A 25,116-nucleotide genomic window follows, 5' to 3' on the forward strand; every position below is an offset into this window, starting at 1 on the left:
TTCGTTTACTCGATGTTTGTGCGACCAGACAAAAGATGCCGCCATTTGAGCGGCATCTTTTTGAATTCATTCATATTTTTTGATTTATACTATTGCCATTGTGACAATTTGGGGTCACTCCGTAACGTTTTGTTTTCTGGTTCGAAGGCTTGTGCGGCACAAGAACACCATCTTTTTTTGTGAAAAATGGTGAAGGAACAACTTGAGATGTGACAAATAAAAAAGATGGCCCGTGAAAGACCATCTTCTCATTCCGTTTATTCCATATTGCTGCACTAGTATCGTGCAGGATTTAATCCCCTCCGTTTGACTTCCTTCTTTAATAACTCAATCCATTCACGTTCCTGACCTTTTTTTAATGCGTCGCGATAGGCTGCCACCAATTGCTCATTGCTCATGATTTTCAATGACAAAACCCCTCTCGGAAAGGATTTATAATATAGAATCATCTATATTGTCTGATATTTTAACAAATTATGATTTCGTTTGCAAAGGAAAATTCGGGAAAATTTTGAAAAACCTGAATCCGTGATGAATTGAAATCGACTTTGATTTTGTTGTAATTTTGATGGATTGATAATCCATAAAACCCTTTTTATGCTTATGACCTATGTCATCTCTATTTCCGAAAATGGAACAAATCTCTTTTTTAGGTATACGAACCAAAAAAATAGACAAAAAAGCACAGGGAGTGACGTTGGACATTAGTGCCCGAACATTCGTTCGTTATCTTGCCTCTCTCCATTTCTGATAGACGTTCAGTAGGGGCTCGCTATAGCCACTCCTTCGCGTCAGTTTCATCCAGATCTGTCGTGATCGACGGACGAGTCGCCCTGCCATCGTGATCACCGTCTGAATAATCGTCTTGATGCGGCGGCGTTTCACTTTGTGGTGCAACGGATGTCTCGGATCGCTTAATAGATCTTGTCCAATCAGACGAAGAAGATTGTAAACGAAGGCTCCCATGACCAACACGAGCGCATTCGTTTTCATCTTCCCAGATGGAAGCCGCTCTAAATCTAAGTCGCTCTTCAGTTCGCTATGAAACTGTTCGCATGTCGCATGGTCATGATACAACGCGAGCACATCGCTCATTCGAACATGCTCGTATCCTTTGAGCCGCACCCAATAGCTTTCCACTTCATAATCAGGAACGAGCATCAGCTGTCCATTGCGTTCCATCGTCCGTTCCGTCACTTGGGTGACTTGAACGTACGTATACGTGTTTCCATCGATCGCTGCCTTCTGTGGAAGGCATAGCTCATAGGTTTGTACTCCTTCGCTTTGTCCATCATCGACACGTTTGCCCTTTTGCGAAGCGATCTGGAACCAAAGCGCTTTCGATTCTCGGCGTAAGTTTCGCTTGATGACAAAGTCCACGTCTTCCTTTAGGCATACGTGCACATTCGCTTCTGCATCGTTTCCTGCATCCATGCGAACAAGCAGACGAGATGAAGTCAGTTGACGAGCTCGACGGATAGCGGTGACTAAAAACGAGGGCATGTTGTCTTGCACATGTTGTTTCCCTGGACGCAACTCGGCATGAACGAGATACCCTTCCTTCCCTGCATACGCAAACAACGGTGTAAAACCGTCAAATCCTTTATACGTTCGACTGACTCCTTCTTTTTTCGTATCGGAGTTGTCAAATGGGGAACCATCTATATCAAGGGGAAGCCATGTCGTCTTTCCTTTGGTCCAACAAGGGGACAAAGTGGCATGTCGTTGAATCAACAGACGTATGGACTCCTCCCAAAGAATCGTTTCGGTCATCGGAAGACAAGCGAGCTGATCGAGTCGTTGTCGCAAGGTTGGAGAGGAAGGCACGTGCTGAATCCCCATCGATGCCGAAAAGATATCGTCCTGACGATACGCTTCGATATGATCGAAATCCGTTTTTCCTGTGGCAAGCAAGCCAATCATCGAGCGAATGACATCGCTATGGGAAATGTGCACTTCTCGACGAACCGTTGGAAGCCGAAGTGCGTTTACCCGTTTATCCAGTTTCGTTCGATGGAGTAAGTAGCCAACGAGAGCAAGCCCAGCACTTGGGGTAATCGCTTCATCTGTCAATACAAACCGAATCGGGAAATCTTTCATCACATCACCTACTTGATGAAGAATCGTCAACGTCGTTTTTCCTTATCGTATCAACGGTTTGCGACCATTGTAAAGATGTTTTGTCACGGATTCAGGAAAAATAAAAGGTGGAAAAAAATCGAAAAAACAAAGAAGTACTAGCGATTTCTATGCCGCTAAGGCGTCTTTTTCAGTCGAACTCCTTGTCTAACAGAAAAAGGAGTCATATGGTAAAATGAGAATATCATGGAACGAACGGAAAGGAGTGATGAAAATGCATATTTATACAAGCGAAGAGATTCGACGAGTGGACTCATTGGCAGAATCCAACGGCATGTCGCCGTTTACATTAATGGAAAATGCCGGAAGAGAAATATTTCGATTATTGCTTCCACACATTCATAAACAAGATCGAGTTCTGATTTTATCAGGGCGAGGCAACAACGGAGGAGACGGCATCGTCCTTGCACGCTATTTAAAGCTAAATGAAATTAAGGCCGACTTGGTCTTTCCTGTGGGTATGCCTAAAACGGCGCCGGCTATTCAGCATTTTGAATATTTCCGTTCGCTCGGATTTGATCAAAGCCCATTTCAACCTGAATTAAAATATGATATGATCATTGACGGAATCTTAGGCGTCGGGGCCAGGCTTCCGATGAAAGAAAATGTAGGGAAAATTTTAAAATGGATAAATGGACAATCTGGGAAAAAAGTGGCGATCGATATTCCAACCGGAGTCTTGGCGAATGAAGGGAAATGTGATCAAAATGCTTATCGGGCGGACATGACCATCGTGCTGCACGGATATAAGCCATCGTGTTTTTTGTTCCCGTCTTCCGACTATTACGGAAAACTATACATAGCGGATATTGGATTGCCTCATGAAAGCAAGTGGAAAGTGTGGACAAAAGCGGATGTACTGAAAAGTTGGCCTAAACCGAAGACGAATTCTCATAAAGGGACTTATGGCAACGGTTTATTAATAGCCGGCAGCGATTCGATGCCCGGCAGTGTTGCACTGGCTTCCATCGGAGCGATGAGATTCGGAATCGGAAAACTTTCGGTTGCCACATCGAAACATGCTTCGCTCTTTGTGGGGGCTCAAGTTCCAGAAGCGACTTTTATTTATGAGCCTTTACAAGATATAAAAAAGATGGAAATAGAAAAGAAATTTTCTTGCCTGGCTGTGGGTCCCGGATTAGAACCGGATGATCCATTGGAACAATTGATCACGGAGTTGCTGCCAATGGATATACCTAAAATATTGGATGCCGGTGCCTTGCGTGGTCGCGATTACAGTAAATCCCAAAACCACGTGATTGTGACGCCCCACCCAGGTGAATTTTCACGAATGACCGGTCTGGAAACGAAGATTATTCAGGAGATCCGTCTTCAAGTAGCTTCTCAATATTCAATGAAACACCGGGTAATAGTCGTGCTGAAGGGGCAGTACACGGTTATTGCGTTTCCTGACGGATCAGGATTGATTAATCTTACAGGAAATCGAGCTCTTTCCAAAGGGGGGAGCGGAGATATTTTGACCGGTATGTTGTTAGCCAGCGTAGGAATTCATTCGAACATTCAAGCTGCTGTGGCAAATGCTGTATACCTTCATGGGGCTTGTGCTGATCTTTGGGTTCAATCGAACGGCAGCGCTGCGATGACCGCCCATGATTTTCAGCGGCTGCTCCCTGTTGTTTGCAAGGAAATGGAAAAAGAATTGGAGGAATGAAGACATGATTCATCTGACATGGAGAGAAAGACCAACTTTAAAAAAAGTGAAGTGCACCAATACCAATGCTAAAAAGTATATGGTCAACAATGTGTTGACAGTGGGAAAGATTTATGAAGTGAAAAATGAAACAGAAGAATTTTATTTCGTGGTGGATAATACAAACAAAGTGGCAGGATTTTACAAACATTATTTTGAAGAAGTAGAGGCATAAGGGATTGTCCCCAAATCCATTTTTAAACACGGAAACCCGTCGAGATAAAATCATTTTCTCGTCGGGTTTTCTCTATTTCGGGATTTTTTTTGAAGCAAATAGTGGTCCTTTTCCGCCAGTTTCAAATCGGCTGATCGAACAGCCACATTATCAGAAGATATTCACGGAAAGCTTTGACGATTCTCCGTCGCGAATCAATGTTTGTTTTAATCAATAAAAATAGCTAATCAAAAAAATCGCCTCCATTTTTATTGTTAGCAGGACATAATGGAAAGGCGATATTTTTTCATTTGGCTAAGTTACGTTTTATTGATGATTGCGAAATGGACGAGACTCCTGCGGGAACAGCGAGCCAGGCGAGACCCCACAGCGAGGAACGAGCGAGAAAGCTCGCGGAAAGCGAGTGAATTTCGCGATCATCAAAATTACCCTATAGACTTGTGCAAGCCGTCAATGCCTGTAAGCAGCCGAATCATGAAGAATCGTTGCAAAACGCCCTTGAACAGGCAGCACGAGCTTGTGATCAAGTAAAAGAAAGCTTCGCAAACCAACAAAATGAAAATACTGCTATGTAACCCGGTGATACCGGGTTTTTCGCTGCTATAAAATTTATAAAATCATAAAAAGTATTTAGAAAGATAATAATTAGCAGCAATGATTAAATGAGTCCATAAATGAGTTTCCCTTATAAAAAATAAGGTGAAGAAGAGGATCGAAAAGAAAGTCTCATAACGAAAAAAATAAAAAATAAAATATGAGAAAAAAGAATAGTTTCTTTAATAATAGAAATGAAGATGATGTATAAAATTTTGTGTCAAGCATTTAGTTAGACCAAAAGAAAAAGGTAGGGTATTCTCTGATTTGGCAAAAATCTTAGAGAAAGGAGTACCCTACCTATGTCTAAAAGTATATCGAATATAGATTGGATGAATCAACTGGAAAACGTTATTCGTGAGTTTGTAAAGGAAAAATTAGAGCTGATCATGAAGGAAGAAATCCAGACTTTCCTCGAAATGGAACAAGAGGGAACGTCGAATAGAAGAAACGGCTATTACCATCGAAACCTAGACACGCAGTATGGTCGTATCGAAGGACTTTCTGTTCCAAGAGACCGAAACGGGGAATTTCAAACGCAGCTGTTTGCCCCTTACCAACGCCATACCGGCTGGCTCGAGGAAGCCGTCATCAAGATGTATCAAAGTGGGATGAGTACGCGTGAAATTGGCAAGTTTATCGAACGAATTTTAGGAAATGCCTACTCACCAACAACGATTAGCCATATCACGGATGTGGTAAGGGAAGACATCGAGAAATGGCATAATCGCCCCCTACCCAAGCGTTATTCGGTCTTATATTTGGATGGGTTGTACGTGAAACTTCGTCGAGATACGGTAGAAAAAGAGGTCATTTATGTCGTGTTAGGTGTAAACGAAGAAGGGTATCGTGAAATTCTCGACTTCTTCGTAGGAGGACAAGAAAGTGCCTATGGGTGGCAAGAGATTCTCCACAATCTCTACAAGAGAGGATTACAGGAAGTACTTCTTGGTGTATTCGATGGCCTTCCGGGACTGGAGGAAGCCTTTAAGGCTGTTTATCCGAAAGCCGATGTGCAGCGCTGTGTCGTTCACAAAGTACGTAATACCTTAAATCGTGTTCGGAAAAAAGATCAATTTGAAGTGGCAGAGGATCTCAAACTGATTTATCGCGCACCGAATAAGGAGATGGCGTTACAGATGTTTCAACAGTTTGAGTCGAAATGGTCGAACAAGTATCCGAGAGAAGTTCAATCTTGGGCCAATGAGTTGGATGTCCTCCTTACATTTATGGATTATCCAAGCAGTATTCGAAGTGTGATTTACACGACCAATGCCATTGAACGAACGATCAAAGAGATTCGGAAACGTCTAAAGCCGATGAACAGTTTGAGTAGTTTAGAAGCCGCTGAAAAAGTCGTGTATTTGACCATCCAAGATTTTAATGAGAAATGGGCAGGGCGAAAGTTGCGAGGATTTGCCGAAGCACATGAAGCCCTTCAACGAATGTTTGAAGAACGTTATAATTAACCAAATAATGTAAATCAATGAGATAAGGGGGATTCTCTCTTTCCATACAGGAGACTGAATATTCAGTCTCCCGTATGGAGGAAACCAGTCTTCCCCTCTATTCTAAATCTATTTCAGAGATACCCTATCTATCTTACATTACACAAAATTCTTGACGGTACCGAAATGAATAATTATAAATTTTTAATAGTCATGAGTGCATTTTTTTGTTAGTATAACTTTGACGCAATTTATTATATAGAATAGAAAATGGACTAATTTAAATTTAGAAATGACGGAGGGAGCAGGGGATGCTTTTTAACGAAAGAATGGCATTGAAAATTCGTTTGGAACAATTAAATAATGTGGAAGTGAAGATTTTTCAGGAGATCCGAAAAGAACGGGAAGAAATTACAAACAGATTAAGAGAATTGGATGCGATGGAAAAAAATCTTCAAGGTGATTGGCCGGTAGAAGCATACTCCCCAAATGAAGCAGCCAACGCTGTTGATTCTGAAAAAAGAATCTTAGGGAGAAGAGAAGAAGTAAGCGAAATGAGAAAAGTGGCAGTCTCCATTTTGAAAGCGCAAAATGAACCGATTCGAGGAGTTGACTTGCAAAGACAGATTGAGGCCGTCACTTCTAGGAAAATCGCGAATATGACTACTTTTATGAAAGCGCTTATGAAAGAAGAACCGCATGTTCAAAAACTGGGAAGAGGATTGTACATTTACGATTATGAAGACTGATTGTTTATACATATGATTCAATTGATCGGTAAAACGGACGATGATGCCAACAGCTTAGGCTGAGTGTGAGTAAAATGTTTGTGGGAGAAATTCTTAGAATTCCCAGATGAGGGGGTTGGGAACGTAGGTTCGCAATCCCCCTCATCGGGGCCACCAAGCGAAGCGCGGTAGGATCCCAAGCAGGAAACATGAAAAAAGGACTCTCTCCCTGGTAAGATGATCATTGCCAAACCATCAAACAGGAGGAGAGAGTCCCATGAATATTCAACAACATCTTACCACAAATTCGTTGTCATGGAAAGAGATCGAACTTGATTTGTTTCGAGCCTTGCAAAACGCCTTCGCCGAACTGTTTACGGCTTTGTTGGAGGACATCGACCGACAATTGGCGGAAACCCGGGACAAGCGCCGGTACCACTTGAAAGACAAACGACGCATCACGATTCAAACCCTGTTTGGCGAAGTTACCTTTGAGCGGAACTACTATTTAGACCGGGAACAAAACCGTTACACGTTTTTGCTTGATTCCTTTTTAGCGTTTGATGGATCGCAGTCAATCAGCCCTTGTCTAGAAGAAACGGCGATGGGATTGGCTGTGGAGTGCTCTTCCTATCGCAAAGCGGCTCATACGCTTGCCCAGATGGTCGGGTATCCGGTGATGAGCCATGAGACGATCCGCCAGTTGGTGCTCGAGGCTGAAGTTCCGCTGCACTGCCCGGTTGACCAGCGATATGGACGGGTGCTGTTTGTGGAGGCCGATGGACTGTTTGTCTCTCTCCAAGGGAAGGGAAAACGGGCCAAGGAAGACAAAATCCTGACCGTTCACGAAGGATGGAAGCGCAACGGCTCACGGATCGAATTCGTGAATCAGCGCCATTACGTCCATGAGGGCAAGGGGGAGGTGTGGGAAGGCTTCGAGGAATTTTTGATAAATGAATATGCCTATGATCCGTGTCGGGATCTTCTTGTCATCAACGGGGACGGCGCTCCATGGATTACCGCGTGCCGGGAGTATTTCAAGGGACGGGTCTGCTTCCAATTGGATCGATTCCACGTGGCGCGTGAGTTGCGCCAATGCCTCTCGGGCCATCCACGGTGGCAGGCGATTCGGCAAAAGCTGGCGAAGCAGGATGAAGAGAAGCTGCTTGTGGAACTGAACAGCGCCCTCGGCACGCTGGGGGACGAAGCGAAAGAACAACAGCTGGCTGCCTTGATCCACCGGATCGAATCGATGCCGGGATGCATCCGTGATTACCGGGAATGGCTGAAGGAGCAAGGAGTGGACACAACGGGCATGTATCCGATGGGGAGGGCTGAAAGCGTGATGAGCCAGTTGGCGTATCGGGTGAAATACCGCCGCAGTTGGACAGACAAGGGACTTAGGGCGTTTTTCAAGGCAATGATTGCCCGGATGGATGGGATTCGTCTTTTCGGACGTCGTTTAGGAGAAGAATCGTCGCATCCGGCGGAGGAAACGGTGTCGACGGCATCCACCAAACAGACGATCGTGAACAAGGCGAAACAACGCGTCCGCCGTCTTTGGCCGGAGATCACGCGGAATAACGTGCCATATTTACAGCAATCGTCCGGGACACCGATCTATCATGCCCTGTCTGAACTCAAGGGATGGTAAAAAAAGGTATACATATCGGTCTGTCATGGCAAGGGATGAGAGTCCGAAAGCGCTTACGGATGAAATTTAAAAAATGGTTCGCTAACCTATGACTTACACCTGTTTTTTAGCGAACCAAAAAAGTTCCCACAAAGTCTTGACTGACTCTTAGGAGGCTGACCCAAAAGGTCGATAAAATCGACTTTTTAGGGCTCAGCCTTTTTCTTTAGAATGATTTATTGGATATTATTGGTTGTAATTCGTGCACAGAAGATCATTCCCCTGTTTTATTCCCTCACTTTTTGTTGTTTTTCAGTGTATGTTGCCCACTTTTTCAAATTGTGGGCAACACAAATAAGACCCCATTCCACCGTTGTTTTGGAAAGGCCTCTTAATGTAAATCGTTGGAAGTGGCTGTTGTGCTTAATTTGAGCAAATACTGGCTCCACTTCTATTTTTCGTTGTCTATACTTCTTTTTCGCTTCCTCCGAGGTTAATCTTTCACGGACTTCTTGGCGCTGCTTCTGATTCTTCATGGAAACACTGATGCTTTTTGTGTTCTTTCCTTTTGCACAAGAAGATTGAAAAGGGCATCCATAGCAGTCTGTGCACATGTAAGTTCGTTTCACCGATTCATACCCATTTTCTGATTTCCGTTTTCTTTCGTAACTAAAGGTAAGTCGTTTATTATTTGCACAGATCCATTCGTCTAATTCCTCGTCATAAGTCATGTTCTCCAATTTACCGATTTGATTTTTCCAAGCTTTTGTTTGTTCCTTATCGAATGTGTTGTATTTAACCAGTGCTTCCATTTCTTCCTTTTCACAATAATCATAGTTTTCTTCGCTACCATAACCAGAATCGGCAATGAGTGTCTTTGGTTTTGGCCGATTATACTTTTTCATTAATTCAAAGTGAGGAATTAGGCAGCCGGGATCTCCGGCACGTTGATGTAGACTGAACCCTGTGATAAATTGTCCTTCCGTTCCGATTTGTACATTGTAACCAGCCTTTAATTGACCGTTCTTCATGTGGTCTTCTTTCATGCGCATGAAAGTGGCATCTTTATCCGTTTTTGAATAGCTGTTTCGGTCGCCAAATGTTGCTTTTTGTTCTTCATATTTTTGCTTTCTGGGCAAAAGATCCTTTTCCAATTGTCGTTTTGCTTTTTTCAGGGTTCGATTTGTAGGTTCCTGTTCTAATTTTTTCTCTACCTTTTTGATGGTCTCTTGGATTTTCTCGGAGGTAACAGGAGCTGCCTCCAATTTTTCTTGAAAATCCATTTCTTTTTCAGCTTGCTCATCTTCTTTCATTACTTCCTCAATCGATAAGACGATCTGTTTGTATTTCTCATCCAGCTTTGTATCGAACTTTTCTGTCGCCTTCCTCCAAACAAAAGTATATCGATTAGCGTTAGCTTCAATTTTCGTTCCATCAAAATAATAATCTTCAAGCTTTACTAACCCCTCCTGGCATAAAAGATCCACAATTCCGAAGAAGGTTTCATAAATGACATCCTTCATACGATTGGAGCGAAATCGATTGATTGTACGAAAATCAGGTTTTTGGTTTCCCGAAAGCCACATAAAATAAATGTTTTCTCCCAGTTGTTTAGCAATTTGCCGGGAAGAATAAATTCGATTGACGTAGGCATAAAGGATAATTTTTAACATCATTTTGGGATGGTAAGGCGGGCGGCCGCCACCAGGATGAAGAGAAAGAAGGATGTTTGGATTCATCTTTTCTACTGCCAAATCCACAATTCGGCAAAGATGATGTTCGGGGATTAGAACTTCTATATCCATTGGTAGAACTAATTGTCCTGTCGTGGTATAATTTATGTACATAAGAAAATCGTTCCTTTCCGGTAGATTGGTTGTAGTGACTAAATTATACCAAAAAAGAACGATTTTCTTTATTTTTTTGTACAGAGTTTCAAGATTAATTTTTCACTCTGTTGATTGGAGTGGAAGGCGCGAAGACTCCTGCGGGAGTACGGGACAGGGGAGACCCCGCAGGAGCGTAAGCGACGAGGAGGCTCCCCGGCACGCCCGCGGAAAGCGAAGCGCCTGGAACGGAAATCAACAGACCAGGTTCAAAGAACCATTCACAAAAAATGGGTGTCCCTAAAAGCTATACTTTTGGGACACCCTCTTTTTTGTTGTGGTCAAATATAATGGTCTTATGATTTTAAAGAATCTCCTGTATCATCTTTTAAATAGAATGCACGTTTGCCGACCGATCTCTTACCGTTTTAAAGCGGGCCTTACAAATAGTCTTGTTTCTTTTGGCAAGGTATAATAAAGTGTAAATTGGTTTATTCACGTCTTTTTCTTTTCAGCGTCTAGATTGAATGGAAAATATTTCGATTTAGAATGTATCAACGCTTTTTTGATAGGTGATGAAAGCAAGATATCCATCACTTAAATCTGTTATTGGTCATTTAATGAATGAAACTGTGCAAAATGCTTCATAGAAAGGATCGAGATATATGAGTTCTCTAGAATATTTGCCGCAGCCGGTTCAAGAAGAAATTCACAAACGGTCCCAGCGGTTTAAAAATAAGGAACAGCAGACAAAAATACGATACAATGCCGAAGATCCGGCTATTTTTGTTGACGCAGCCATCGCATTGGCAATGGGGAAAAATATATTACTGAAAGGACCGACTGGTTCAGGGAAGACAAGACTGGCAGAGACGTTGGCGTCATTATTTTCTCAGCCGATGCACAGCATCAATTGTTCGGTGGATCTCGACGCAGAAGCTATGCTTGGATTTAAAACGATTCAGGAAAAAAACGGAAAACAAGTCATTGAATTTATTCCCGGCCCCGTTATCCAAGCGATGACAAAAGGGCATTTATTATATATAGATGAAATTAATATGGCCAAACCGGAAACACTTCCGATATTAAACGGAGTTCTTGACTACAGACGAACCATTACAAACCCTTTTACCGGCGAAGTCGTCAAAGCGGATCATGATTTTGGCGTTATCGCTGCCATTAATGAAGGATATATCGGAACGACGCCATTAAATGAAGCTCTTAAAAACCGATTTGTCATGATTGAAGTACCTTATATTAGCGGAGAAACGTTAAAAAAGGTGTTGCTTGATCAAAGCCTCCTGAAAGAGGAACGAAAGATTGATCAATTTGTGGCCCTTTCTTCCGATTTAATCGAGCAAGCCAAAAACGGAATTATTTCAGAAGAGGCGGCTTCCATTCGAGCATTGATTGATGCCTGTGATTTAGCCGTTTTTCTGCCGCCGATCCGCGCCATTAAGCGAGCGATTATAGATAAATTGGAAGATGAGAGAGAAAAAGCAGCGGTTCAAAACATCGCTGAGACGATATTCGGGTAGGGATGGATATGGAGCGGTTTATCCAATTTAACGATGAAAAAATCGATTCGTTTTTATATATGCAGCTGACCGACTTGGCGAAGACGTTATCGAAAATGAAAGAAATGGAAGTGGAATTCGGTCCGTTTTCCTACCTTGATAGAGGCCAACAAAAAGTTTTTGTAAGCTATTTTTGGGATCATCGGCCGGCGTTTGATAAAGTCAATGGACTGAAGAGCGATGTGTATTTAAGAGCCATTGGCAGCTTGCATTATACGGACTATGAACAAGTCCGGAAGTATGTAAGAGAGGTAAAAAAGACATCCATTTCTTCTTTTGCCAAACAACTGTTTGTACTTGCTGAAGATTTGCGTCTTGAAGATATTTGCACGCGTCTTAGACCGGGTACAAAACGTTCTTTTGCCGTCCGTCGAAAATTATATAAACAGCATTTTCGAACACAGATGAATGCCAATTTAGTCAAGAGTGTCCTGACAGATGCTTTGTTTTGCAAGATTTATCTTATGCTGAATGCAGAGTCGCCTTTGGAAGCTGCCGGGAGTCTTGGTGAAAAGCTGGATTCGGTATTTCCGTTTATTGAACAAACGTTATTTCCTATTTTGGATGCGAATTCTACAAGCGACGTTAGCCGCTGTTGTTTGCAAGTGGTAGAAGTTCTTGATGAACTGTTGGAAAAAGACATGCTGAATGAGTATTTTCACCTGCCGGAAACTGTTTTCCAATTAGAAGATGACCTGAATCCGTGATGAATTGAAATCGACTTTGATTTTGTTGTAATTTTGATGGATTGATAATCCATAAAACCCTTTTTATGCTTATGACCTATGTCATCTCTATTTCCGAAAATGGAACAAATCTCTTTTTTAGGTATACGAACCAAAAAAATAGACAAAAAAGCACAGGGAGTGACGTTGGACATTAGTGCCCGAACATTCGTTCGTTATCTTGCCTCTCTCCATTTCTGATAGACGTTCAGTAGGGGCTCGCTATAGCCACTCCTTCGCGTCAGTTTCATCCAGATCTGTCGTGATCGACGGACGAGTCGCCCTGCCATCGTGATCACCGTCTGAATAATCGTCTTGATGCGGCGGCGTTTCACTTTGTGGTGCAACGGATGTCTCGGATCGCTTAATAGATCTTGTCCAATCAGACGAAGAAGATTGTAAACGAAGGCTCCCATGACCAACACGAGCGCATTCGTTTTCATCTTCCCAGATGGAAGCCGCTCTAAATCTAAGTCGCTCTTCAGTTCGCTATGAAACTGTTCGCATGTCGCATGGTCATGATACAACGCGAGCACATCGCTCATTCGAACATGCTCGTATCCTTTGAGCCGCACCCAATAGCTTTCCACTTCATAATCAGGAACGAGCATCAGCTGTCCATTGCGTTCCATCGTCCGTTCCGTTACTTGGGTGACTTGAACGTACGTATACGTGTTTCCATCGATCGCTGCCTTCTGTGGAAGGCATAGCTCATAGGTTTGTACTCCTTCGCTTTGTCCATCATCGACACGTTTGCCCTTTTGCGAAGCGATCTGGAACCAAAGCGCTTTCGATTCTCGGCGTAAGTTTCGCTTGATGACAAAGTCCACGTCTTCCTTTAGGCATACGTGCACATTCGCTTCTGCATCGTTTCCTGCATCCATGCGAACAAGCAGACGAGATGAAGTCAGTTGACGAGCTCGACGGATAGCGGTGACTAAAAACGAGGGCATGTTGTCTTGCACATGTTGTTTCCCTGGACGCAACTCGGCATGAACGAGATACCCTTCCTTCCCTGCATACGCAAACAACGGTGTAAAACCGTCAAATCCTTTATACGTTCGACTGACTCCTTCTTTTTTCGTATCGGAGTTGTCAAATGGGGAACCATCTATATCAAGGGGAAGCCATGTCGTCTTTCCTTTGGTCCAACAAGGGGACAAAGTGGCATGTCGTTGAATCAACAGACGTATGGACTCCTCCCAAAGAATCGTTTCGGTCATCGGAAGACAAGCGAGCTGATCGAGTCGTTGTCGCAAGGTTGGAGAGGAAGGCACGTGCTGAATCCCCATCGATGCCGAAAAGATATCGTCCTGACGATACGCTTCGATATGATCGAAATCCGTTTTTCCTGTGGCAAGCAAGCCAATCATCGAGCGAATGACATCGCTATGGGAAATGTGCACTTCTCGACGAACCGTTGGAAGCCGAAGTGCGTTTACCCGTTTATCCAGTTTCGTTCGATGGAGTAAGTAGCCAACGAGAGCAAGCCCAGCACTTGGGGTAATCGCTTCATCTGTCAATACAAACCGAATCGGGAAATCTTTCATCACATCACCTACTTGATGAAGAATCGTCAACGTCGTTTTTCCTTATCGTATCAACGGTTTGCGACCATTGTAAAGATGTTTTGTCACGGATTCAGGGATGAGTTATCCTGGAAGGACTTAAAAAGAATGGATCCGTTGGAATGTCATAACCGGACTGAGAAAAAGAATGATGATGAAGACTTGATGGAGGAACAGTTTCAAACTTGGCATCGGGAAACAAAAGACAAAGGAAAATCGTTTCTTCAGTTTGATTTAGACCAAGGTTCAAAGAGCGATCTGCTGGGAGATGGTGTTCGCGAAGGAGATGTGGAGGACCAAGCTCTCGGCATCGTCCAAGGATCATCGCAAAAATCCTCTCGCCATGATTTTTCCTCGCTTGAGGCCGAACAAATGCGGGATACGAAAAAACAAACAGGTAAAGCAGAATATGGAAAGGAAAATCGTTTTGCCTATCCAGTGTTTAAAAGAGCAGCCATTCCGCGTCAGGAAGAGATTCTCCATTATCAACAACTGAAATCCTCCATCGCTCCTCTTAAGAAAAAGCTGAAAAAATTGATTACAGAAATATTGGAGCGTAAAAATAGCCATCCTCGGAACCATTTGCATTTTGGACGATTGGACAAAAATCTTCTTCGCTATTTTTTGGAGGAACAGCCAAGACTCTTTTATAAAAAGCACCAGCCCTCATGGGAGATTGATGCTGCTTTTGCCCTTCTGGTCGATTGTTCTGCTTCCATGGAAGATAAAATGAACGAGACAAAGGTGGGAATTACGCTGTTTCATGAGGCGCTAAAATCCGTGAAAGTACCTCATGAGATCGCCGGTTTTTGGGAAGATGCGAATGAAGCCACTCAAAAGCGTCAGCCCAATTATTTGCAAACGGTGATCGATTATTCCTCCTCTTTAAATCCAGCAAGCGGACCCGAAATTTTGCAATTGAATGCTAAAGAAGACAACCGGGACGGTTTTGCCATTCGCATCATGACAGAACGAATCCTTCGTCGTTCGGAAAAACAAAAATTTCTGCTTGTTTTTTCGGATGGGGAACCGGCTGCCTTGAATTACGCTCAAAATGGAATCATCGATACCCATGAAGCCGTTGTGGAAGCCCGAAAACAAGGGATCGAGGTGATCAACGTGTTTCTCTCCAAAGGCGGGATTGAGGAAGGGCAAAAAAAGACGATTGAAAACATTTATGGGAAATATACCGTTCTTGTCTCTAATGTGGAAGAATTGCCGGATTTCTTGTTTCCGTTGTTGCGAAAACTGCTTATTCAAAGCATTTAATTTCAACGCACACATGTGCGCCAGATCTTTCTAGTTATTTTTAGAATTACGGTTGACATGAAAGTTTCTTCTTTAAATCGATTGAAATGCCTATTAAGATGGAGGCGAAATACTTGCTATTGGCAAAAAGAATTCCTTCTTGAATCATCAATCAATCGGTATAAAAAGCGGATTTGGCGCGCAGCTGATATCTTGTTCATGTCCGATTTTGGCTAGAGAAGAGGGAGATAATCAGATGGAACATATGAAACAAATATTGCGACAAATAGATGGAAAAGGCTATTCTTCCTACCAGCGATTACGCGGAGAGTACCGTTTTCCGGATTATACGCTCATCGTCGACCATGTCCAAAAAGACCCGTTTGCGACTCCGACGAAAATCCGGTTAATCGTTCCACTTCAAAAGTTGAATTTAAAAAAGGATCATTACAGTCAGAAGAGACGAAAGATCTATTGTGAAGATTTATTGGCGCGGAGAATAGCCCATTCATTAAAGAAAAGACGACAGACAGGAATGGGATCTGGAAAAAGCGGACAAATTCGTATTGACGTTCCGGGACAAGAAATTTTAGAAAGAACCGCTGTTCAGATTCATCAAACGCTTTCTATTTGCTTAACAGTGGGGCTGCCGGCGCGTGGCAGAACGATTTTAGGAAGAGAAGCGGAAACCATTTTCTTTCAAGATCTTCCGGAAATCGTGAAAGAAGCAGTCTATTCCGCTTCAAAAGCTGATTTTGACCAAGTGGTTCGATTATGTGACCAGCAATTTGCCATCCGCAAATGGATGAAAGAACATGATTATATTGCTTTTATTGCCAACGGATCGATTTTGCCGCGCGAGAGCGGGATAAGCGATTTGCCGGTGTCGAAAGAAAAGGCCATACCCTTTAAGAGTCCGAAAGAACTGGAAGTGAGCATTTCGCTTCCTCATCGTACGGAACCCATTGTGGGGATGGGAATTAAGAAAGGGGTGACATTAATCGTCGGCGGCGGTTTCCATGGCAAAAGCACGCTGCTTCAAGCAATTGAAAAAGGAATTTATAACCATATTGAAGGGGATGGCAGAGAGTTTGTCTTAACGGATGAAACCGCCGTGAAAATTCGGTCGGAAGATGGAAGAAGCGTGGCGTCGGTCAATATCGAACCTTTTATTCAAAATCTTCCTTTTGAAAAAGATACATTGCATTTTAGCACCGAAAATGCGAGTGGAAGTACGTCGCAAGCCGCCAATATTATGGAATCATTAGAAGCCGGTGCCAAAGTTCTTTTAATGGACGAGGATACTTCTGCGACTAATTTCATGATCCGTGATGCCAGAATGCAGGCCCTTATTTCGAAAGAACACGAACCGATCACGCCATTTGTAGATAAGGTACGTTCATTATTTACACAACATGGAGTGTCCACCATTCTCGTATTAGGTGGTTCAGGAGACTACTTGGATGTGGCCGATGTTGTCATAAAAATGGATCACTACTTGCCGTTTGATGTAACCAAGCAAGCAAAAGAAATTGCCAAACGTTTTTCTACTCAGCGTATTCGAGAAGGTGGAGAAACATTTGGAGAATTTCAAAGCCGCATCCCGTTGCCTCAATCGCTAAACTGCAGGAAAGGAAAAAAAGAGAAGGCAGCGGCAAAAGGAAAATACGAAATTCTGTACGGTCATGAATCCGTCTCTCTTCAAGCGGTGGAACAAATTGTCCACCCTAGCCAGACAGCTATGATCGCAGAAATTCTCCATTGGATAGAAAAAAAGGGATTTTTGAAAAAAAGAATGACTGTTTCTGAACTCCTGTTGATCGTGGAAAGAAAAATGAATGAGGAAGGGCTTGCTTCATTTTCAAACTATCCGGAAAACCCCGGTGAACTAGCACGGCCGAGAGCATTGGAAATTGCTGCTGCTCTCAATCGGATGCGATCATTAAAAATTCATTGTTGAATCATAGAATATTTTTAAATAATATATTAGAAAAGGCATATTGGTAAAAAAATTGAACAATAGCCACTTGAATTATATGAATCGAAAAATTTAGCTTTTGAAAAAATTCAAAAAATTATATTGACAATAATTTTAATGATTGTTATGATGATAAACAATTAGTGAAAGTCGATGAAAAGAAGAGTAAGTATAATGCGAACCATGGTTTTGTCACAAAACGGTTCGATTTATCTGCCCCTTATTATTCCGATCTCCTCTGTTTAGAGAGGGTAAGCCTGGAATAGAAAGGGCAGATAAATATCTGTTCACCAGAGAGTCGGGATAGGTGGGAGCCGATGAACAGACTTATACTGAAGATCCTCTTGGAGACGCTATGCTGAAAGAGAACAGTAAGCATTGCCGGTTTCTTCCGTTACCAAGACTAGACGTATGATGCGTCTTCTAAAGTGCCGTATATATACGGAATTAGGGTGGTACCGCGATTCGACTCGTCCCTTCAACTGGACGAGTTTTTTTATTGAAAAAATATTCTAATAGAGTACTGGAATCAGGCAGCCAGCTCATCGAAAGGAGAAAATAAAATTTTGCTTTGGCGTCTGACTTGTCGGAGTAAATGTTTTTTTAATCCAGTACCACTAATTCATCATTCAGATTACAACATAGAGAAAGGGGAAACGTTATGAAAAGAAAAGAGTTATGGGTTGTAGGGCTTATGCTTTTCGCGCTGTTTTTTGGAGCGGGAAATTTAATTTTTCCTCCTTTATTAGGAATCCAATCAGGACGGTCTTTTTGGTCAGCCATTGCTGGATTTATCATCACGGGAGTAGGGCTGCCCATTATAGCAGTGGCGGCGGTTGCGTTGTCCAGAAACGGGGTCCTTTCGATTGCTGAAAAGGTCCATCCACGTTTTGCGCTGTTTTTTGCCGTGGTGATTTATTTAGTAATTGGACCGTTTTTTGCCATTCCGCGCGGTGCGAATGTTGCATTTGAAATGGGTGTCAAACCATTTTTATCGAACGAAGCAGCTTCCTTTAGCTTATTTTTATTCAGCATCATCTTTTTTATCTTGATCCTTTGGTTAAGTTTAAATCCATCGAAAATGGTCGATCGAGTGGGCGAATTATTGACTCCGCTCCTGCTCGCCTCTATCGCTGTTTTATGTGTGACGGGTTTCTTAAAGTTGGATGGTTCCATTCAGCCGCCGTCTGCTGAGTACTCGCATGCCCCTTTAGCAAAAGGGTTTATGGAAGGTTATTTAACGATGGATGCCATTGCCGCTTTAGCATTTGGCATCGTGGTCGTCAACGCACTTAAGGAAAGAGGAATTGAAAATGGCAAGAAAATGGTGGCGATGACGGTCAAAGCCGGAGTAATCGCTGGTTCGGGATTGGCGCTTGTTTATATTGGAACAGGTTATATCGGGGTTAAAATGGCCACACACGGTTCTTTCGAAAATGGGGGAGAAATCCTGTCCAAAGCAGCTAACCTTCTTTTTGGGGCAGGAGGTAAAGTTCTTCTCGGCATCATTGTGGCGCTGGCTGTATTAACGACTTGTATTGGATTAGTGGTGGCATGTGCCCAGTTTTTTGCGGAACGATTGCCTGCTGTTTCATATAAAAAATTTGTCATTTTGATTACGATTATCAGTTTTTTGATTTCGAATATAGGCCTTAATCAAATCATTTCCATTTCCGTTCCGATTCTAAGCATGATTTACCCTTTGGCCATCGTATTAATCGTTTTGTCTTTCATAGATCATTATTCCAAAGGCATTTCTGAACGTGTTTATCAAGGGGCCATTCTTTTTACGGCCGTTTTCAGTTTATATGATGGTTTGAAAGCATTCGGATTCAATTGGGAATGGCTGAACCATTCCTTGTCTTGGGTTCCGTTGTTTTCCGTAGGATTAGGGTGGCTTTTGCCTTCGATTCTCGGAGGAATCATCGGATGGGTCTTATCTTCTTCTCGTACTAAGAAAAAATGGACACCTGCTAAAATGAAACAGTAACGTTCACACAAAACAGCATCATTTCGTTTTTGCTATATAAACGGACCATATAGAAAGAATGGCTGTCGACAAAGTCGGCAGCCATTCTTCATGTGCGCCCGGCATGTACATGAACTATAGGGTGTAAGTCCCGAACCCCGAAGACAGAAGTAGAGGTTAGCCAAGAGCAAGGGTGTCCGTGGTGACGCGGAATCTGAAGGAAGCTGGAGGCAAAACACCGGTCCGAGGAACACGAACCTCATATAAGGCTAGGTATGATTGAGTGAGTTTGCATAACAAAACAAAGCTCTTTCTGTCGAAGGTCATATCGAGTAAATGAGGCGGATAGATGGTGTGAAAGTGCATGTACTTACCCGGGGAGGTCTGGCGGATATGTGAAGTACTCTTCATAACCTACTTAGTGATAAGTAGCTGAACCGTCAGAAGTCAGCAGAGGTCATAGTATTAGTTGGTCTAGAACAACTAAGAAGGACCGAACAATTAAGAGAGAATAGCCCTTGGTATTCAGTGAGTCATGATGAACACAGAAAACGTAGTACCTCACTTGAGGGAGGAAGCGGTGAATCCCGTGGGAGACCTCTTGGAGGGTGGAGTGACCACTGGCATAAAGAGAACAGCTATTCACGGAAGTTATAAAGACTTGCGTCAATTATCTTAATTGAACCGCCGTATACGGAACCGTACGTACGGTGGTGTGAGAGGACGGGAGTCAATCGCTCCCTCCTACTCGATTCATGAGAGGCGTTGTTTCTGCATGGAACAGGTTTACAGGAAAGACGAATGATCGCCATTCGGGGGATCCCAAGAATCGTTAAATGCAGGAGGAAATGAACCTATCTGTATGATCCTGTTGTGCCAAATGGGTATAAAAACAGATTGTCATTTTTTGTGAGTTCAAGAGATTCTTTTTGAATTAGTATTGGATGGTAAATTTCTTTTCATTTTCTTTCGGTTCTTTTTCGACAACTTCGATTTGATCTACTCTTCCGTGGGGGCTGGCTCCTTTTTTGATGAAAGAAATCAACTCGGACAGAGGCATTTCATCGCCTTCGGCTTCTATTTCGACAGATCCATCCATTTCGTTTCGCACCCAGCCTTTCAGACCTAATTGTTGGGCTTTTTGTTGTGTGTAATAACGGAATCCTACACCTTGAACTTTTCCGTATACTTTAATAAAAAGTCGTTTCATCATAATCTGATCCTCCTCGTCATTGCGGGGTTTTTTTCTGTGAAACATCCTCCTAAAGAATAGAAAGGTAGAAAATTCAATTTCATAGTTTTCCGAAAATAGCACCTTGACCGAGAATTTATTTTTATTTTATCACAGGATAAAGGCTGATTGGGATCGGGAAAGCAATGAAAAACGGACTGACTTTACTAGCAGTCAGCCCGTTTATAAGTTCAAAATGAATCGTTTTTTATTGTCCTTCACGTGCTTTTTGTTTTTCGTAAAATTTCTTCGACAACCATGTTTGTCCAATTAGAAACAATCCGCTGACAGCCCAGTAAAGCGGCAGTGCAGCCGGGGTTGAGAACGAAATGAACAAAATCATCAACGGAGACATTAGCCCCATGATTTGCATTTGTTTTTTCTGGTCTTCCGGAACACCTATCATGGAAACACGGAATTGGAAATAGTACATAATTCCGGCGATAATGGCCATGGGAATATCAGGATGTCCTAATTTAAACCATAAAAAGTCCGCTTTTTTAATATCCTCAGAAATTCGGATTGCATAATAGAGAGCCATCCAAATCGGCATTTGGATCACAATCGGAAGGCAGCCCATTGAAAAAGGATTGATTTCGTGTTTTTGATATAGCTGCATCATTTCTTGCTGCAGCTTCATCTGCTCTTCTTTTGTTTTAGCCGATTTTATGCGTTTCTGAATTTTTTCCACTTCCGGTTTAATTTTATCCATTTTTTCTTTCATTTCTTGGTGTTTTTTCATGGTGTTCAACATAAGCGGCATCAATATAATTCGCACAAGCAACGTGATCACGATGATCGCTAAAGCATAATTTCCGCCCAAAAAGGAACCGATGGCATGAATCAATTTTACGAATGGTTCTACAAAGTAATCATGAAAAAAATGTCCCTTTTGTTGGGCGCTGGAACACCCGGATAAAAGAACAGAAGAAAAAAGAATAGAGGTCAATAACGAAAAGTATTTTTTCAACATACATCCTCCTCAATAAGAAAAATTCCAAACAGATGCGGCAGAAAGAGAAGGAATATAATGATCTTCGTTATCACGCGCCGATTCTTTTCGGCAAACAGACTTCGGCAGCCAAGACACAAACCGAACAGCAGGGAGAATGGTATTTTGCTTGATGGAAAGCAATACCGTTTCTTGAGTTGTCCGTTCAGCTATTGTGTAGCATGTTTTCTTCGAAGAGTACTTGACAATCCAATGAAGAGTCAGCGCGAACACAAAATGGAGAACCAAGCTCATATAGAGAGAGTAAAAGGCAAGATCCGTCAAATTATCACTCATAATCGTTATCATGGCGACTCTCCTTTTGCAAACTAAAAAAATTATACATGAAAATTCATTTGTATTCAATTAATTATGAAACATGCTGCTTGAAAGATCCCTATTGCTTTTAAAGAAAATTTCAAAAAAATGATTTTCCCTATGTTTCTTATTCGTGTTAAAATGAATTGAGAGTTATTGAGAAGTATTATCATTCTTAATTCGATTTTGTAATTTCATGAGAATCAAATGGATGAAAAGTGCTCGTTCATTTTAAAGGAAGGGTTTGGTTATGACGCTAACTGAATTGAAAGAAGGAGAAAGCGCTTATATCACTACTTTAGAAGGAGTACAGCAACTTGTGAAAAAGCGCTTATTGCATATAGGGTTAGACGAAGGATCATATGTGACATTACACCGCATTTTGCCGATTGGAGGACCATGTCTATTAGAATGCTCCGGCCAAATGATTGGAATTCGTCGCAAAGATGCCAGGAAAATTAAGGTGAAAAAGATATGAGCCAGACAGCACTCATCGGAAATCCGAATACCGGAAAAACTTCTTTGTTCAACAGCTTGACAGGTTCCTACGAACACGTGGGAAACTGGAGCGGTGTGACGATAGAGAAAAAGATTGGCAAGTTAAAAACAGAAGATGGATTTTTAATCGATTTACCGGGAGTATACTCACTTCATCCTCTATCAAAAGACGAAGCAGTTGTCATTCGATTTATGCTTCATGAACATCCGCAAACACTATTAAATATTGTAGATGCATCGTTATTGGAACGGAATTTGCAGTTGACAGTCCAACTTCTGGAATACGGAAAACCGCTTATTCTTTGCCTGAATATGGTCGATGTTGCAGAGCGGAGAGGTTTGAAAATTGATGACCGGCTTCTTTCCAAACGATTGGGTGTGCCTGTTATCCCCGTCATTGCTCGAAAAGGAGAGGGATGTCAGGAAATTAGCGTGTTATTAAATCAAACGATTCAAACAAAGCCTATTGCTATTTTCTATGGTGATATGGTAGAAAGGGCCATTGATTCGATCGTTCGTTTGTTGCCGGAGAATCTGCCTTTTTCGGCGCGGTGGCTGGCTCTGCATTTGCTTGAACAAAATCCATATGCGATGGAATTTGCTCAAGAATGGATTTCAGAAGAAGAGCTGAAACAGCAGATTGAGGCGGTCAATCAGGAGCTGAAAAAACATGGCGACTCCACGGTGAGCCGTTCGATATTCAATACAAGAAAAAATTGGATCAGTCAAATCGTCAACGAATGCGTCGTCATGGAGGAGAAAGCATCTGCCGTCAACTGGACAAAACGAATAGATGACGTTCTTACTCATAAAATTTTGGGGGTTCCGATCTTTCTCGCTTTTATGTATTTATTGTTTATGATGACGTTTAATTGGATCGGTACTCCGCTTTCGGACATGTTGGACCGTTTTTTTAACGGTCCGCTTACAAAGTGGATGGAACAATTGTTGGTTTCTATCCATGCCGGGCCGTTTGTGCGGGCGTTGGTGCTTAATGGAATTGTCGGAGGAGTCGGTGGAGTTTTAGTGTTTATACCGCAAATTTTTGTGTTATTTTTCTTTATTTCTTTCCTTGAAGATTCCGGGTATATGGCTCGAGCGGCGTTAGTGATGGACCGATTGATGGAAAAAGTCGGACTAAACGGCAAAGCTTTTATTCCGATGGTCATTGGTTTCGGTTGCAACGTCCCCGGCGTGATGGCCGCGAGAACGATCGAACAGCCGAAAGAACGGCTGCTTACGATTTTACTGACGCCTCTCATGTCCTGTTCGGCAAGGCTTCCCGTCTATGCCTTGTTTACGGGAGCGTTTTTTGATCACCATCAAGGGGAAATCGTGTTCTCATTATATGTACTTGGAATCTCGGTCGCATTCTTATTGGCAAAATTGTTCTCCAGCACCGTTCTAAAAAACGAAGCTTCCATTTTTGTCATTGAACTTCCGCCGTATCGAGTACCACAATGGAAAACGCTATGGCTCAGTACTTGGGACAAAGGCAAAGGCTTTGTACGCAAGGCAGGTACGTTTATTTTTGGAGGCTCGGTGTTTATTTGGCTGCTTTCTTATATGGGTCCCGGAGGCGTTGGGGTTTCTATGGACGAAAGCTTTTTAGCGAAAATTGGAGGTTTAATCGCTCCTTTGCTTGTTCCGCTGGGATTTGGTACTTGGCAGGCGGCTAGCAGTTTACTAACAGGTTTTCTGGCAAAAGAAGTGGTCGTGTCGACGATGAATATTATTTACCATGCGGCAAACACCTCGTCCTTAAAAGGCGTTATTACGGGGAACTTTACTCCGTTATCCGCTTATAGTTTTATCGTATTTATTTTGCTGTATGTCCCATGTGTGGCGACGGTTGCTGCCATTCGACACGAAACGGGTTCGAAAAAGTGGACATTCTTTTCGATCGGATATGGATTGGCTATTGCCTATCTATTATCTTTCATCATTTATCAAGGCGGACAACTATTCATCTAAAGGAAGTGAAGGCGTGATGATCATCAGTAGTTTCATTGGGGCAGTGGTTTTCGGCTATGCCGGTTACACTTTATATCGATATATTCAAAGAACGAAACAAGGCGGGTATTGTGCTCACTGTTCTCTAAAAGACAAATGCACAACGAAATGTGAAACGGTCAAGAAAGAGTCTATCTCTCATTGACGTTATACCAGGAATAAAAAAACACGTATGGACTTTTTATTTCATGCCATTGAAATTGTATCGGAATATGGGCGATAAAGATGATAATGGACAGAATCCGCTTAATGGCGGGTTCTTTTTTAATAAACATTTCTTCTATCAAATATAAAAGGATCAAATCTTTCAAACGTTTTGAGCGCGACAAAAAGGTTTCTTCCACTTTCGTTTCCAGTTCTAAATTTTTATTTCGGCTGATACATTGTAGTAAAAGGGATTAAAGGTGATGAATATGCGACTTAGCGAATTAAGCGGAAAAGAAATCGTCGATTTGAAAAAAGCAGAAAGACTAGGTGTCTTAGGGCAAACGGATTTGGAATTTAACGAAAAAACCGGCCAAATCTATGAATTGGTTATTCCAACCGGTAAACGGCTGGTTAAAAAACAGAATGCCGAGATTCGCGTGCCATGGCAACGTATCAAAACGATCGGCTCTGATATGATTATATTAGAAGTGCCTGAACAGTCTTAATAGATTACAAAAAGGTCTGGTTCAAATCCTTCGGGTGAACCAGATCTTTTTTTGTTTATGAAAGGAAATGCCTCCGTTTTAGACTGCATGCTG

Annotated in this window: 20 protein-coding genes, 1 pseudogene and 1 other annotated feature; of the genes and pseudogenes, 14 read left to right on the forward strand and 7 right to left on the reverse strand. The window is 42.4% G+C overall.

The features are described 5' to 3' along the window. Positions 1-275: 275 nt before the first annotated feature. Together sda and N1I87_RS08130 are read right to left on the reverse strand one after the other, a co-directional pair. Entirely contained in the window at positions 276-398 is a 123-nt protein-coding gene (sda, locus tag N1I87_RS08125; protein ID WP_307190439.1) for a sporulation histidine kinase inhibitor Sda, read from the reverse strand. Positions 399-726: 328 nt separating this feature from the next. Then, entirely contained in the window at positions 727-2,100 is a 1,374-nt protein-coding gene (locus N1I87_RS08130; RefSeq protein ID WP_044899598.1) for an IS1380-like element ISGsp2 family transposase, read from the reverse strand. Positions 2,101-2,353: 253 nt separating this feature from the next. Between N1I87_RS08130 and N1I87_RS08135 the strand changes: the two genes are divergently transcribed. The 5 genes from N1I87_RS08135 to N1I87_RS08155 all read left to right on the forward strand — a co-directional run bounded on the left by N1I87_RS08135 (position 2,354) and on the right by N1I87_RS08155 (position 8,449). After that, the gene (locus N1I87_RS08135; RefSeq protein WP_341101306.1) at positions 2,354-3,811 is read left to right on the forward strand and encodes an NAD(P)H-hydrate dehydratase; all 1,458 of its coding nucleotides are present in this window, start codon (positions 2,354-2,356) and stop codon (positions 3,809-3,811) included. Positions 3,812-3,815: 4 nt separating this feature from the next. Continuing rightward, positions 3,816-4,025: a DUF6501 family protein gene (locus tag N1I87_RS08140; protein WP_004439805.1), complete on the forward strand. Its 210-nt coding sequence runs from the start codon at positions 3,816-3,818 to the stop codon at positions 4,023-4,025. 896 nt (positions 4,026-4,921) lie between these two features. Continuing rightward, positions 4,922-6,088: an IS256 family transposase gene (locus N1I87_RS08145; RefSeq protein WP_341100373.1), complete on the forward strand. Its 1,167-nt coding sequence runs from the start codon at positions 4,922-4,924 to the stop codon at positions 6,086-6,088. A gap of 290 nt (positions 6,089-6,378) precedes the next feature. Beyond that, positions 6,379-6,816 carry a Rok-like winged helix domain-containing protein gene (locus N1I87_RS08150; protein ID WP_004439798.1) on the forward strand — a complete coding sequence of 146 codons (438 nt, stop codon included), beginning with the start codon at positions 6,379-6,381 and terminating at the stop codon, positions 6,814-6,816. 256 nt (positions 6,817-7,072) lie between these two features. Further along, positions 7,073-8,449: an ISLre2 family transposase gene (locus N1I87_RS08155; RefSeq protein WP_341101307.1), complete on the forward strand. Its 1,377-nt coding sequence runs from the start codon at positions 7,073-7,075 to the stop codon at positions 8,447-8,449. Positions 8,450-8,715: 266 nt separating this feature from the next. Here the strand turns inward: N1I87_RS08155 and N1I87_RS08160 are convergent, their stop codons facing one another. Then, positions 8,716-10,275, reverse strand: coding sequence for an IS1182 family transposase (locus N1I87_RS08160; protein WP_270584763.1), 1,560 nt, complete (start codon positions 10,273-10,275; stop codon positions 8,716-8,718). A 644-nt stretch (positions 10,276-10,919) separates the two neighbouring features. Between N1I87_RS08160 and N1I87_RS08165 the strand changes: the two genes are divergently transcribed. Next, positions 10,920-11,792: a MoxR family ATPase gene (locus tag N1I87_RS08165; RefSeq protein ID WP_327797247.1), complete on the forward strand. Its 873-nt coding sequence runs from the start codon at positions 10,920-10,922 to the stop codon at positions 11,790-11,792. A gap of 8 nt (positions 11,793-11,800) precedes the next feature. After that, a complete protein-coding gene (locus N1I87_RS08170) occupies positions 11,801-12,538 on the forward strand; it encodes a hypothetical protein (protein WP_341101308.1) in 738 nt (245 codons plus the stop codon). Between the two features lie 194 nt (positions 12,539-12,732). On the opposite strand, the gene N1I87_RS08175 is transcribed toward N1I87_RS08170, so the two are convergent. Next, positions 12,733-14,106 carry an IS1380-like element ISGsp2 family transposase gene (locus tag N1I87_RS08175; RefSeq protein WP_044899598.1) on the reverse strand — a complete coding sequence of 458 codons (1,374 nt, stop codon included), beginning with the start codon at positions 14,104-14,106 and terminating at the stop codon, positions 12,733-12,735. Between the two features lie 102 nt (positions 14,107-14,208). On the opposite strand from N1I87_RS08175, the pseudogene N1I87_RS08180 reads away from it, so the two are divergent. The 3 genes and pseudogenes from N1I87_RS08180 to brnQ form a co-directional block, all read left to right on the forward strand. Further along, positions 14,209-15,393 (forward strand): annotated as a pseudogene (locus tag N1I87_RS08180) (vWA domain-containing protein); the annotation flags it as partial. A gap of 235 nt (positions 15,394-15,628) precedes the next feature. After that, the gene (locus tag N1I87_RS08185) at positions 15,629-17,332 is read left to right on the forward strand and encodes an ABC-ATPase domain-containing protein (RefSeq protein WP_341101309.1); all 1,704 of its coding nucleotides are present in this window, start codon (positions 15,629-15,631) and stop codon (positions 17,330-17,332) included. Between the two features lie 267 nt (positions 17,333-17,599). Further along, positions 17,600-17,831: a binding site (T-box leader), on the forward strand. A gap of 180 nt (positions 17,832-18,011) precedes the next feature. Beyond that, positions 18,012-19,340 carry a branched-chain amino acid transport system II carrier protein gene (gene brnQ / locus N1I87_RS08190; protein WP_003352443.1) on the forward strand — a complete coding sequence of 443 codons (1,329 nt, stop codon included), beginning with the start codon at positions 18,012-18,014 and terminating at the stop codon, positions 19,338-19,340. A 913-nt stretch (positions 19,341-20,253) separates the two neighbouring features. Here brnQ and N1I87_RS08195 read toward each other — a convergent pair. The 3 genes from N1I87_RS08195 to N1I87_RS08205 all read right to left on the reverse strand — a co-directional run bounded on the left by N1I87_RS08195 (position 20,254) and on the right by N1I87_RS08205 (position 21,850). Next, complete coding sequence (locus tag N1I87_RS08195; RefSeq protein ID WP_003352441.1) at positions 20,254-20,532, reverse strand: acylphosphatase; 279 nt, start codon at positions 20,530-20,532, stop codon at positions 20,254-20,256. Positions 20,533-20,758: 226 nt separating this feature from the next. Continuing rightward, a complete protein-coding gene (yidC, locus tag N1I87_RS08200) occupies positions 20,759-21,520 on the reverse strand; it encodes a membrane protein insertase YidC (RefSeq protein WP_341101311.1) in 762 nt (253 codons plus the stop codon). 12 nt (positions 21,521-21,532) lie between these two features. Then, positions 21,533-21,850 carry a hypothetical protein gene (locus N1I87_RS08205; RefSeq protein WP_048623430.1) on the reverse strand — a complete coding sequence of 106 codons (318 nt, stop codon included), beginning with the start codon at positions 21,848-21,850 and terminating at the stop codon, positions 21,533-21,535. Between the two features lie 259 nt (positions 21,851-22,109). Between N1I87_RS08205 and N1I87_RS08210 the strand changes: the two genes are divergently transcribed. The 4 genes from N1I87_RS08210 to N1I87_RS08225 all read left to right on the forward strand — a co-directional run bounded on the left by N1I87_RS08210 (position 22,110) and on the right by N1I87_RS08225 (position 25,023). Further along, complete coding sequence (locus tag N1I87_RS08210) at positions 22,110-22,337, forward strand: FeoA family protein (protein ID WP_003352438.1); 228 nt, start codon at positions 22,110-22,112, stop codon at positions 22,335-22,337. Next, positions 22,334-24,331: a ferrous iron transport protein B gene (gene feoB / locus N1I87_RS08215; protein ID WP_341101312.1), complete on the forward strand. Its 1,998-nt coding sequence runs from the start codon at positions 22,334-22,336 to the stop codon at positions 24,329-24,331. The genes N1I87_RS08210 and feoB overlap by 4 nt, the downstream gene beginning before the upstream one ends. A gap of 16 nt (positions 24,332-24,347) precedes the next feature. Continuing rightward, the gene (locus N1I87_RS08220) at positions 24,348-24,515 is read left to right on the forward strand and encodes a FeoB-associated Cys-rich membrane protein (protein WP_003352435.1); all 168 of its coding nucleotides are present in this window, start codon (positions 24,348-24,350) and stop codon (positions 24,513-24,515) included. 268 nt (positions 24,516-24,783) lie between these two features. Beyond that, entirely contained in the window at positions 24,784-25,023 is a 240-nt protein-coding gene (locus N1I87_RS08225; protein WP_040340808.1) for a YlmC/YmxH family sporulation protein, read from the forward strand. Positions 25,024-25,116 lie beyond the last annotated feature (93 nt).

Origin of the sequence: Bacillus sp. FSL W8-0102 (genome assembly GCF_038007225.1) — a bacterium.
Taxonomy (GTDB): Bacteria; Bacillota; Bacilli; order Bacillales; family DSM-4216; genus Bacillus_O; species Bacillus_O smithii.